At 59.4% G+C, this 12106-nt stretch carries 11 protein-coding genes and 1 pseudogene; 2 read left to right on the top strand and 10 right to left on the bottom strand.

What is annotated here, in order from left to right; translation table 11 throughout:
* Nucleotides 1-56: 56 nt before the first annotated feature.
* On the bottom strand, nucleotides 57-920 hold the full coding sequence (locus CSK29544_RS21220; RefSeq protein WP_029039041.1) for a GTPase family protein: 864 nt from the start codon (nucleotides 918-920) through the stop codon (nucleotides 57-59).
* Nucleotides 921-1100: 180 nt separating this feature from the next.
* On the opposite strand from CSK29544_RS21220, the pseudogene CSK29544_RS21210 reads away from it, so the two are divergent.
* Together CSK29544_RS21210 and CSK29544_RS21205 are read left to right on the top strand one after the other, a co-directional pair.
* Nucleotides 1101-2249: pseudogene (locus CSK29544_RS21210) on the top strand (IS3 family transposase).
* 50 nt (nucleotides 2250-2299) lie between these two features.
* Nucleotides 2300-3280, top strand: a complete 981-nt coding sequence (locus CSK29544_RS21205) for an IS5 family transposase (protein WP_007777755.1) — start codon at nucleotides 2300-2302, stop codon at nucleotides 3278-3280.
* A gap of 224 nt (nucleotides 3281-3504) precedes the next feature.
* On the opposite strand, the gene CSK29544_RS21200 is transcribed toward CSK29544_RS21205, so the two are convergent.
* The 9 genes from CSK29544_RS21200 to yfdX1 all read right to left on the bottom strand — a co-directional run bounded on the left by CSK29544_RS21200 (nucleotide 3505) and on the right by yfdX1 (nucleotide 12088).
* Nucleotides 3505-4656, bottom strand: a complete 1152-nt coding sequence (locus tag CSK29544_RS21200) for a S1C family serine protease (RefSeq protein ID WP_029039042.1) — start codon at nucleotides 4654-4656, stop codon at nucleotides 3505-3507.
* Nucleotides 4657-4680: 24 nt separating this feature from the next.
* Nucleotides 4681-5637 carry a zinc metalloprotease HtpX gene (locus CSK29544_RS21195; RefSeq protein ID WP_029039043.1) on the bottom strand — a complete coding sequence of 319 codons (957 nt, stop codon included), beginning with the start codon at nucleotides 5635-5637 and terminating at the stop codon, nucleotides 4681-4683.
* Nucleotides 5615-6112, bottom strand: a complete 498-nt coding sequence (psiE-GI, locus tag CSK29544_RS21190) for a heat resistance protein PsiE-GI (RefSeq protein ID WP_029039044.1) — start codon at nucleotides 6110-6112, stop codon at nucleotides 5615-5617. The genes CSK29544_RS21195 and psiE-GI overlap by 23 nt, the downstream gene beginning before the upstream one ends.
* A gap of 2 nt (nucleotides 6113-6114) precedes the next feature.
* Nucleotides 6115-7824, bottom strand: a complete 1710-nt coding sequence (gene kefB-GI, locus CSK29544_RS21185) for a heat resistance system K+/H+ antiporter KefB-GI (RefSeq protein ID WP_023899359.1) — start codon at nucleotides 7822-7824, stop codon at nucleotides 6115-6117.
* A gap of 3 nt (nucleotides 7825-7827) precedes the next feature.
* Nucleotides 7828-8268 carry a heat resistance system thioredoxin Trx-GI gene (gene trx-GI, locus CSK29544_RS21180; RefSeq protein ID WP_029039045.1) on the bottom strand — a complete coding sequence of 147 codons (441 nt, stop codon included), beginning with the start codon at nucleotides 8266-8268 and terminating at the stop codon, nucleotides 7828-7830.
* Nucleotides 8258-9403 carry a hypothetical protein gene (locus CSK29544_RS21175; RefSeq protein ID WP_007780005.1) on the bottom strand — a complete coding sequence of 382 codons (1146 nt, stop codon included), beginning with the start codon at nucleotides 9401-9403 and terminating at the stop codon, nucleotides 8258-8260. The genes trx-GI and CSK29544_RS21175 overlap by 11 nt, the downstream gene beginning before the upstream one ends.
* Nucleotides 9404-9482: 79 nt before the next feature.
* A complete protein-coding gene (gene hdeD-GI, locus CSK29544_RS21170) occupies nucleotides 9483-10094 on the bottom strand; it encodes a heat resistance membrane protein HdeD-GI (RefSeq protein ID WP_001090779.1) in 612 nt (203 codons plus the stop codon).
* Between the two features lie 89 nt (nucleotides 10095-10183).
* Nucleotides 10184-11071 carry a heat resistance protein YfdX2 gene (gene yfdX2 / locus CSK29544_RS21165; RefSeq protein ID WP_015065598.1) on the bottom strand — a complete coding sequence of 296 codons (888 nt, stop codon included), beginning with the start codon at nucleotides 11069-11071 and terminating at the stop codon, nucleotides 10184-10186.
* A gap of 102 nt (nucleotides 11072-11173) precedes the next feature.
* A complete protein-coding gene (yfdX1, locus tag CSK29544_RS21160; protein ID WP_015065597.1) occupies nucleotides 11174-12088 on the bottom strand; it encodes a heat resistance protein YfdX1 in 915 nt (304 codons plus the stop codon).
* Nucleotides 12089-12106: the final 18 nt, after the last annotated feature.

Raw genomic sequence — 12106 nt, 5'->3', positions numbered from 1 at the left:
GGATCCCCGTCGCATCGGCGACAAGGTCAGGGAAATAACAGGGATGGATTAAATACTCAGAAGAAGAAATCCCAGACGGCGCGGGCCACAGAGACCACGGTGGTGCGCACGGCCTGAATGACGGCCCGCACTGGTGTGGATATCAGAGGAAAGGCACTGATGCTATCGAGTAGAGCACCGACGGTTTCACCAAAATCGCTTCGAGCCTGTTCCCGGACTACCGTCGTGCGAAAGGAAGGCTGGAGTTGCGACACCACCGGGCTGGTGGCCTCACGTGGCAGGCACTTAATCATCCGCTCGGCCATCACCCTAAGCCCCCATTGTAGACGGACCGACACAGCACACACCGGATGTACGGGCTGGAACAGCTCATGCAGCAGGCAGATTTTGCGGCTGATATTCTGCTTCTGCGCGGTGGACAACGGTCCCCCACCGCTGGTGGGTTCGGCCTTGTCCGACTGGCTTATAACAAACAGCACCTTATGCCGGTATGCCTCCCCAATCACCTGATGATAAAAGTGCTCATCCACTGCCAGTGCCCGGTCATCAGCCTTGATCAACCACAGCACTAGGTCGAGGCGAGAAAGCTGCTCTCGGTACAGCGCAGCATACTCGGTATCGCGAGTGCCACTTTCGCCCACGCCGGGTAGATCCATCAGCGTCATATAGCGGTCGCCAACCTGCAGTCGAAAGCGCAGTGGCTCACGTGTACAGGCCGCGACATCGCTGACCGGTGATACCTCACTGGCAAACAGGGCATTGCAGAGTGAGGATTTACCGGCACCGCTCTTACCCATAATGCCGATTACTGGCTCGTAATGGGTTAACTGATTTATCTGCTGCAATATACGTTCAGACACCCACTGTGGCAGGCCAGCAAGCGATTGCTGAAACGACTTCAAACCTTCAGAATTGTTCATTAGCTACTCCTCTGAAAAATTATACAAAACGGCAGAATCGTGAGATTCTGCCGTTAATCGGGTATGTTCAGAAGAATGATATCTATCTGAAAATAATTTGAATTAAGGTAAGAGACGTGAATCGCCACAGGTTTAACAGACACCTCAGAGTCATTTAAGATGACTTAAAGAGAGGTGCCCATGAGCGGTAAGCGTTATCCCGAAGAGTTTAAAATTGAAGCAGTCAAACAGGTTGTTGATCGCGGTTATTCTGTTGCCAGCGTTGCAACACGTCTCGATATCACCACCCACAGCCTTTACTCCTGGATAAAGAAGTACGGTCCGGATTCTTCCACTAATAAAGAACAGTCAGATGCTCAGGCCGAGCTCCGCCGTCTCCAGAAAGAGCTGAAGCGGGTTACCGACGAACGGGACATATTAAAAAAAGCCGCGGCGTACTTCGCAAAGCTGTCCGGCTGAGGTACGCCTTTATCCGTGACAACACCTGTTGCTGGCCTGTTCGCCTGCTCTGTCGGGTGCTGGATGTTCATCCCAGTGGTTTTTACGCCTGGCTTCAGCAGCCGCATTCACAACGCCATCAGGCAGACCTGAGACTGACAGGACAGATTAAACAGTTCTGGCTGGAATCGGGATGCGTCTATGGTTATCGCAAAATCCATTTGGATCTGCGGGACAGCGGGCAACAGTACGGAGTGAACAGAGTCTGGCGACTGATGAAACGTGTCGGGATAAAGGCTCAGGTCGGATACCGGAGCCCGCGGGCTCGTAAAGGCGAGGCCAGTATCGTGTCGCCCAACAGGCTTCAGCGACAGTTCAATCCGGATGCTCCGGATGAGCGTTGGGTAACGGACATAACCTACATCAGGACCCACGAAGGCTGGCTGTATCTTGCCGTGGTTGTTGATCTGTTCTCACGCAAAATTATCGGCTGGTCCATGCAATCCCGGATGACAAAAGACATTGTCCTGAACGCACTGCTGATGGCTGTATGGCGGCGTAATCCCCAAAAACAGGTGCTGGTTCATTCGGATCAGGGCAGTCAGTACTACAAGCCATGAATGGCAGTCGTTCCTGAAATCACACGGCCTGGAGGGCAGCATGAGCCGTCGCGGTAATTGCCATGATAATGCGGTTGCAGAAAGCTTTTTCCAGTTGTTGAAACGCGAACGGATAAAGAAAAAGATCTACGGAACGCGGGAAGAAGCCCGCAGCGATATTTTTGATTACATCGAAATGTTTTATAACAGTAAGCGTCGGCATGGTTCCAGCGATCAGATGTCACCGACAGAATATGAAAACCAGTATTATCAACGGCTCGGAAGTGTCTAAATTATCCGTGGCGATTCAAAATACGCTGATCCCGCCACCCGAGTTCTTCCATGAAGCAGATGACCTTCGCCGACGCCGAGTATGCCGGCAAGGGCAAGCAGACCCGCAAGGAACTGTTCCTGATCGAGATGGATCAGGTGGTGCCGTGGAAAGGGCGGATTGCCCTGATCGAACCGCATTATCCGAAAGGCGAAGGTGATCGCCCGGCGTATCCCTTGATGGCGATGCTGCGTATCCATCTGATGCAGAACTGGTTCGGCTACAGCGATCCGGCCATGGAAGAAGCGCTGTACGAGACGACCATCCTACGTCAGTTAGCCGGGCTGAGCATGGAGCGTATTCCTGACGAAACCACCATCCTCAACTTCCGTCGTCTGCTGGAGAAACATGAGCTGGCAGCCGGCATCCTCTGCGTGATCAATGGCTACCTGGGGGATCGCAGTCTGTCGCTGCGCCAGGGCACTATCGTCGATGCCACGCTGATCCACGCGCCCAGTTCAACCAAGAACCAGGACGGCAAGCGCGACCCGGAAATGCACCAGACCAAGAAGGGGAACCAGTATTACTTTGGCATGAAGGCGCACATCGGCGTTGATGATGAATCGGGGCTGGTACACAGCGTGGTGGGCACGGCAGCCACCGTGGCGGATGTCACCCAGGTCGACAAACTGCTGCACGGCGACGAGAACGTCGTCTGTGCCGATGCCGGCTACACCGGCGTCGAAAAGCGCTCCGAGCATGCCGACCGAGAAGTGATCTGGCAGGTCGCAGCACGCCGCAGCACCTACAAGATGCTCGATAAACGCAGCGCCCTGTACAAAGCCAAGCGCAAGATCGAGAAGGCCAAGGCGCAAGTGCGAGCGAAGGTAGAGCCCCCGTTTCGCGTGATCAAGCGGCAGTTCGGCTACACCAAGGTACGTTTCCGAGGGCTGGTGAGGAACACTGCACAACTGGTGACGCTGTTTGCCCTGTCGAACCTATGGATGGCCCGCCGACATTTGCTGGCAAGCGCAGGAGAGGTGCGCCTGTAATGCGGAAAATGGCCGTCGCAAGGTGCTCGCGACGGCTGAAAGCACCGAAATGAGCGGGTGATCCGATCGTTTTTGATCGGTTCACCGCTTTCAAAATCAGCAGTGGCTGAAGTCAGCCGGAAATACAGGGCTACTTCAGACCATCCCTAGCTAGGGCTCGTAGTTCGGCGCAAGGCTGAAGTCGCTTGGCTGCTTCGCTGTGCAGATCCATGACCCACTTTCCATCAAACTCCCGGTTGTAGTTCCACAAGCATCTCGCGAGTCTTGCCGGCCCGCTCCACTAACAAGACCACAACATCTCCAACGTTCTTGTCGTCTAGCCGGGCCTGTAATGTGGCGACGTCGTCGACGGCGATACCGTCGATGCTGATAACGCGATCGCCGGGCACGATGCCGCCTGCGGTGACCTCGACGCCGACGAGCCCGGCCCTGTGCGCCGCCGAGCCCGGCGTCACGCGCAATACGAATACGCCCTTACTGCCGGTCAGCGCCTGCAGACGCGCGTTGAGCTGCTCATCCACCTCGATGCCCAGCGCCGGACGGATGTACTTGCCGGTCTTTATGAGTTGCGGCACCACGCGCATGACGGTATCGACCGGCACCGCAAAGCCTACGCCGGCCGAGGCGCCAGACGGACTGTAGATGGCGGTATTGATTCCGATCAGCCGCCCAGCCGAATCGAGCAGCGGGCCACCGGAATTGCCGGGGTTGATGGCGGCGTCGGTCTGGATCAGGTGATCGATGGCCGGGCCGCCCGCTTCTCCCGGCAACGAGCGGTCGAGCGCGGAGACGATACCAGTGGTGAGCGTCCAGTCCAGGCCGAAGGGGTTGCCGATAGCGAACACCTTCTGACCCACCTTGAGGTCGGCACTGGTGCCGACCGGCACGGCCGGCGGGCGCTTGAAACCGACGCCGATCTTGAGCACGGCGATGTCGTGCGCGGGGCTCGTCCCCACCAGCGCGGCCTGGTAGTCGCGGCCGTCGGCCAGTTTGACGGTGGCTTCGGACGCGCCCTGGATGACGTGGAAGTTGGTGACGACGTGGCCGGCGTCGTCCCAGATGAAGCCCGAGCCAGTGCCGCGCGGCACGGAGAACACGTTGCGCGTCCAGACATCGCGTACTAATTGCGCGGTGGTGATGTAGACCACCGAGGCGCGCGATTTTTCGAACAGTTCGATGGTGGTTTTCTCGTCCGCCGCCAGATCGCCACGCGCCATCACGGTGCGTTCTGCTGCCTCGCGCGGACTGAACCATGCCTCGATGGCGGGCAGAAACTGCCACAGCAGCATGAGCGCGGCAATGCAGGCGGTGATGAAGAGCCCGCGCCGGATGAAGCGGTCCGGCGCGGGGCGTTGGTACGGGTCGAGATAGGCCATGAGACGTCTCCTGTTGATGGGCAATCAGCGCCACAGCCCGCTCGGGCGCCAGCGCGGTGGGCGCGTCGCCAAAGCGGATTCCGGCAAAAAATGGGGCGCGCGGAGTGGCAACGCTGATGCTGGACCAGGCGCCAACGTCAGCAGGCGTGCGATGCGCTCTTGCGTTGCCGGACGCGTGCGCAAGCAGGAGGGCTCGGGATTGCCCCATCCCGGCCATAGCCAGGCACGCCTGACCCGCTCGATTTTCGCCAGCGCGGACGCCAGCCCCTGCGGGTCGCCAGTCAGTTCCGCCGCAAGGCGGTCAGCGTCGAACTCACGCACGCGAGACAAGCCGAGCTGTGCGAGCAGGGCCAGCTGGGGCGATGCGGCCAGTAACAATAGACCAGGCCAATAGACCTCCGCCGCGCCAACCAGCTGCGCGGGCAGGCTGAGCAGGATCGCGATCTGTCCCATAAGGGCCAGTAGGCTCGTGAGGCGACTGTTGGAATCCGCCAGCCCCATGACACGCAGATCCTCATTAGCGATGTGCGCGACCTCGTGCACGAGCACACCCGCCAGCTCGCGTGGGCTCAGGCTGCGCAGCAGGCCATCGGTGAGGGCGATCGATGCCTCCTGCTTCGATCCGGTGGCGAAGGCGTTGACGACGGCACTGGGCACATAGTGCGGCACCGGCGTGGCGGGCAAACCGGCACGGGCGGGCAGCTCGCGCAACAGGGCCCACATCTCGTGGGCTTCTTGCGGGTGCAAGGCCCGTACGCGGTACAGGCGCAAGCTCAGCGCCGACGCGGCTACCGGTTCCAGCAGCAACGCACCTGCAACGGCAAACAGCGCGAGCCACAGGCAGCCTTCCCCAAACGGCAGTCTCCCTGCTGCGGCTGCGATCCCGACCATGGTCAGGACCAACAGCCCGGTCTGCAGGCGGTTGAGCCAGCGGTGTTGCAAGAGCGCCGTGCGCGGATCACTGGGATGATGACGGGTCATGCTCAGAGGTCTCGGCGGCGCGGTCGCCGCGCTTGCGCAGCAGCCAGTAGGTCGCACCCAGAGCCAGCGTGGCGCTTGCCAGCGCGGCTATCTTTGCGGGGCTCGCGTCGGAGTCGAGGATCACGAACTTGCGGGAGAGTGCGATCAGCGCGATCAGGACCACCGTCTTGACCTGGATGATGCTGTCCCGACGCAGCGCCACGCGCACGATGGAATGCTTGAACTCCATCGCGATCAAGAGCGTCATGATCATGCCGAACACGCTCTGGAATACCTTGTGGTCCAGGGGATTGAAGGTATCGAGAACCAGCAGCGTGAAGACGATGGAGATGAGCTGGAACAGCGACACCACGATGATGACGGCGATCACCGCCGACAGCACGAGCGCGACGACCTGCTCGAAGCGCTCGTAAAAACTCATGATGGCCAATTGGTCACGCAAGACCTGAAATGGGTTAAGGCGTTTTGATTTCATGACTATGAACTCCCTGGAAAACGGCTGCTGTCGAGACGGCGGCGCATTGCGCTGATGCGTCCTTCAATCAACTCGGTCGACATGCCAAGCGTCGACATCACCTGTTCCGCCAGCCCAATAGCTGCGGCAAAGGATTGCTGATACACGCGCACGTTAGGCATGGCGCGAAATGCATCGGCCGCGGTCGTACTTCTGCATGACACCCACAAGGTTAGCGCCGGACGGCGCTCGGCAATCGCCTGGGCGATGCGCAACGCTTGCTGGGCATGGGCGAACGTCAGCACCACCAAGTGCGCATGCGTCAAGCCGGCAGCCAGCAAGGTATCGGGCCGACTGGCATCGCCATGGAACACCGGCGCGCCGGCGGCACGCGCGGCCTCGACCTTCTGCGCGTCCGCCTCCAGCAGCAGATGCGCCACGCCGGCGTGGCGAAGAATCTCGCTGACTGGCAGGCCAAGCTCGCCCGCGCCGCAAACGATGACATGGTCTCGATATCGCGTCGTCTGCGCGGCGATCTCGACTTCTTCAGCCTGGGGTGGCTGAATGACGCCGCCGGTGCGGCTCAAGAACCGGGCAAGTACATCGTGATGGCGGATCAGTAGCGGTGCCAGGGCCATGCTGAGCACCAGCGCGACCAGCATGGGTTGGACGACGGTCGCGGGGATCAGATGCTGCTGCAAGACCGTGCCCAACAACAGCAGGGCGAACTCGCCGCCGTGCCCCAACGCTATGCCCGTGCGCCAGGCATCGAGGGCGGACAGGCGCGTCGCCCGCAAGGCCAGCGTATTGAGCAGGATCTTGACCGGTACCAGCACCACCAGCCACGCCAGCACCGCCAGCGGTGCCGAAAGAATCTGTGCTGCGTCCAGTTGCAGGCCGATGGTCACGAAGAACACGCCCGACAACACATCGCGAAACGGCCTGAGGTGGCTTTCCATGTGGTGCCGGAAGTCGCTCTCGCCCAGCACCATCCCGGCGAGGAAGGCCCCCAGGGCGGCGGATACGCCGACCGCGTGCGCAGCGGCGGCGGCAGCCACCACCACGCACAAGGAGACGAGCACGAACGATTCCTCGTGGCCCCGCCGCGCCACCCAGCCCAGCAGGCCATGCAACAGACGGCGCGAGGCGAGGGCCGCTGCCGCGAACAGCAGCAGCACACCGAATACTTCGAGCAGCACATGCTCGATCTTCGGCGACTCGCCGCGCGCCCAGATCGCCAGCAAGGCCAGCAGGGGCACGCTGGCCAGGTCCTGAAAGACCAGCACGGCGATGGCACTGCGTCCGTGGCGGGTGGTGAGCTCGCCTTGGTCGGCCAGTTGTCGGCTGACCAGCGCCGTGGACGACATGGCCGCCGCAGTGCCGAGCAGCGCGGCGCTCTGGCCGGGCTGCCCCAGCCACATCAATACCAGGATCAGCGGCGGGGCAACGGCGATCATCTGCAGAGCGCCCGCCATCAGCACCGTCCTGCGGGCGAGCCAGAAGTCTCCGAGGGAGAATTCCAGTCCGATCATGAACAACAGCAGCGCCACGCCCAGCTCGGACAGAAAGCTCAGCGTCTCCCCCGGCGCGATCACGCCGATGACTGAGGGGCCCAGTACAACGCCGACAGAGAGATACCCCAGCAAGGCGGGCACTCTGAACGCCGCCGTCGCCATCGCCGCCAGGCTGCAAGCCGCCAGCAGGATTAGCGTAGTGCCGAGCAAGCCCTGCATCGGTCAGCGTCCCACTTGCGTCGACGTCCAGCGCACGATGTCCTGCGCGCCCATCACGCCGGCCTGACGGGCGATCTCCCGCCCACCCTGGAACAGGGCGAGCGTCGGGATGCTGCGGATACCGAACTGCGCGGCCAGGTGGGGCTCAGCCTCGGTATTCACCTTCGCCAGCCGGATCCTCGGTTCGAGCTGGTGTGCCGCTTGCTGGAACTGTGGCGCCATCATCTTGCACGGCCCGCACCATGGCGCCCAGAAATCGACCAGCAGCGGCAGATCGCTGCGCTCCACGTGGCGCGAGAACGTCGCCGTGGTCAACTCGATGGGCTCGCCCGTGAACAAGGGCTGCTGGCAGCGGCCACAGTTGGGATGTTCCGATAGCTTCGCAGTCGGTACGCGGTTGATGGACTGGCAATGCGGGCAGACGAGGTGAAGCTCATTCTTCATGGTTCGCCTCCTTGGACCACAGTGAGGCTGCCTCGCTTCGGGTCACAGACAATGCCGACCAATCAACGCCTTGGAGCCAATCGTTCCCGTTTTTGCTTACTCCGGCCTCTTCCAGATGAGCAGCGATGAATGCTTCGGCCTGCATGAGCCACCTTCGGACAGCATCTTCCTTACTAGGAATCAGCAGGATTTCAGAGACGCTGCTGGCATTCAGCCCGTCCACACGGATAAGCAGAAAAATGCGCCGCCACAAACGCGGCATGTCCTTCAGCAGGTCAAATGCAAAAGCGAACTCGCTCGACCGATCAATCAGCTCCTCCTGTTCCGCGATCGTTGCGACATCGGGATGCTGACTGCCAGCGAAAATATCGGCCAGCTTGAGTGTGTCATCGTGCTGATAAAATTCGAAGATTTCCTCTTCCACCATGGCCTCGGCCATGTCTTGGGCATCCGGTTCGACCGGCGCGTCCAGAGAAACGAATTCGCCAAATTGCCGGCTGCTTGCCACTTCGTTATCCAGGACGGCGAACAGATGCTTCAAAAGACCGGTGTAAGCCTCTTTTTCCCCCGGCACGGATTGCCATTCCACCTTAGCTCGGACAATCGCTTCATCCACCACGTCGCGCAGCGTCGGATAATCGCGCGGTAAATCGCCGACGGCCCGCAGATAAGCCAGCTCACGCCTTGCGACAGCCTCAAGTTTCGACAGTAGAGGCATTCGGGTCACCTCGGCCTCATGGGCGGCTGATGCGGGTTTTGCGGCAATCCGCACCTTGAGCTCGCGCAAGCGCTCGCGTCGTGCTTTGCGCTTGATTTGATCCTGAGCATGCAGTCGGTCAAAATGCTTCTTGGCCTGACGGAACAACGACTGTGCGAGCATCTGCGCGAGGGGCGTCAGCTCGTCATGTGATGCAGTAACGCTGACAATCTTTTTGCCGGGCAGGTGCATATAGCCACTGGCCAGAAATTGCCGCTTGATCTTGTCGCGATCAAGGACGATTTGAAGTCGCGCTGAATCTTTAGTGTGTTTGTCGAGCAATGGCTTGAGGGCGTGCTCGATCACATTTCCCAAAGCTCTCTGCCAAGGTTCATGAAACTCTTTGTCGATAGCTCGATAGCTATATTGTATCTGCATGTATGACTCCTTCGATGTCATTTCTATGGAGGCATGAATCGAGGATGCTCATATCCATAGATTTTGGTTTGGCACGCTCTTACCCCAGGCGCGTTTTGCGAAGACTCCAACTCAAGAACAAAAGCGTGACGCCATAGACTGCCGCATGGAAACCCAACAGCCAGCCTGCGGCCACGAATGACTCGACCGGACGGGTAAAAAATATCCACAAGACGATAGCACCAAGGATAATCGAGAGCAGTCCACTGAGGGCAAGCCAGATTTCACCCTTGATTTCCCGACGCAGCCGAACGGCGGCGGATATCTCCAGCACACCGGTGAAAATCGCCCAGAAGCCCACGCTAGCCCATAAAAAAGAAGCCAAGACTATCGTGGCGACCCAAGGAGCAACCAGGACGACGACGCCCGTAAGTATGCCGACAATGCCGCTGAACAGCAGCCAGCCCCAGCGCTCTTTTTTCTGGATATGGCGCACCGCTGCAAACAAGTTGAACGCGCCATTGACCAAGGAAAATGCGCCGAACATGATGGTCATGGCCAACAGAGCCGATTGTGGCATCCAGAACGCGAGGGCTGCAAAAATCAATGCCAAGACACCGCGCAGCACAAAAAGCCACCAATTTTGGCTCAGCGAACACAGTGCTTTGGTGGGGTCATCCGCATTGGAATTGGCGATGGTGTCTGTGTTCATGCAATATCTCCTAAAGATCTATACAAAATAAAAAATCAAACACTCATGGGACAAGAGAGGGGGCGCTATGCGCCCCCTCTCCAGCGGTTTCAGAACAACCTGGACAGTTTTGCCTTGACTTCATCGAGCCAGCCTTTTCCGCAGCCTCCCCCTCCCGTCTTTTCCTTGATTTTCTTGAGTTCAGCGTACAGGGGCTCAAAGTCCTTCCTTTTTCCATAGCCCAGCAGTTCTGCCATTTCCAACTGCTGCCGGGCTTCGTTCAACAATGTCTCCAGGCGCTCATTGGATGCTTCGCTGCGCTGACCATCTTCTACCAGGGGCTCGGCGCGCTTCAGGAGCAGCTTCGCACGCAGGACGGGCAGCGGAAGCACGCTGCGCTCCTCGACCAGCGTGCTGAGCGCTGACTGCAGCGCGGCTTTGGCTTCTTCGATCTTGCCCTGATCGATCAGCGGCACGACTGCCTTCACGGCTGCGGGATAGGACGCCAAAGGGATGCTGGTGACCGTGATCACGATTTCACTGGCCAGCAAAGCCAGCATGTGGCGAGCCTGTTGCACCTCGCCATGTTTGAGGGCATCCAGCGCCTCGTCGGTCATCGCCTCAATGGTTTCCGTGTTGGCGAACAAGTCGTGCACGATGGTGCGCACATCAACGCCGGCCAGGGCGAGCGTGGGTTCGCGCGCGACGATCAGCTCCAGCTTTCCCGTCACTTCGGCCAGCGTTGCCAATGCGCGTGCAGTGTCCTTGCCGTCAAGTGCGGCCAGCGCTGATTTGGTCAGCGACAAGGCCGAGACTGCCTCATCGAGGACTTGTTTACGTTTGTCTGCCGCCTGCGAGTCCGTTTCTTTCTGAACCTCAGGCTGTACCTCCGTGACGACTTCAGGCTTGGACTCTGGACTGACAGGAAGGCTGCTTACCGCGGCCTGTTCGTTTTTTCCTTCGTTCGTCGCATTGGGATTTGGTGTTTGCTCATTCATGGTGATATGCCTCGTATGAGATAGTGAAAATAGGCGAATCTATTGGGGCTGAATGCGAACATCGCGAGACTGACCGACAGAGCAGTCAGCCCCTTCATCACCTCAAAACAGCTTTTGGATGCGCGTCTTCAACTCGTCGAACCATCCCTTGCCGCTTTTGCCACCAGCTGACTTTTGCTCAATGGACTTCACCTGATCGAAGATGGGTTTGAAGTCCGCCTTCTTGCCATAACCCAGGATCTGCGCCATCTCGATCTCCGTGCGCACGGACGACAGCAAGGTGCTGAGCTCCTCGTTCTGCCTGGCATCGCGCCTGTCGGTCTCGGCCAGCTTTTCAGCTTTTGCCATCGCGGCTTCGGCCCGTAGCACGGGCAGAGGAAAGGCGACCGAGGTCACCACCAGCGTGTTCAGTGCTCGGGCGAGTTCCGCTTTGGCGTTGTCGATCTTGCCGCTGTCGATGAGCCGTGCGGCCGACTTGATCGCTGCCGGGTACGTTGCCATCGGAAGGTTGTCGGTTTCGATTACGATTTCGCTGGCCAGATTGGCAACGATGGGCCGGGCCTTTTGCACCTCGCCATCACTCAACAACTCCCGAGACAACTTGACCGCTTTCTTTACCGATTCCACGTTGGCGTGGATATCGTGGGTGATGACGCGTACATCGACCGGCGCCAAAGCAAGTTTGGCGTCGCGTGCCAATACCAGTTCCAGCTTTCCGCTGGCCAGTTCCAGCGCAGCAAGCGCCTCCTTGGTCTTGTTTGCATCAAGGAGGGTCAAAGCCTCCTGGGTCTTGGTGAGCGCCGTGATGGCGTCTTGAGTGAGCTCGGCACGCTTTTTATCGGCTTCCCGGGCGGCCTTGTCATCTACCTGTGGCTGTGCCGCCTTGGATGCGGCAGAGGGTGCTGCAGCACCTGGGCTAGAACCTGCCGCCGATTGGGCCAGAGCCGGTCCGCTCAGTCCGACGACGACCGCCAGGGCAAGTGCGGAGAAGGTGTATTGTGGCTGTTTGATATTCATGATCTTGGGCTCCTGATT

Source organism: Cronobacter sakazakii (assembly GCF_000982825.1).
GTDB lineage: Bacteria > Pseudomonadota > Gammaproteobacteria > Enterobacterales > Enterobacteriaceae > Cronobacter > Cronobacter sakazakii.
This window is presented reverse-complemented; position numbering and strand designations above follow the sequence as displayed.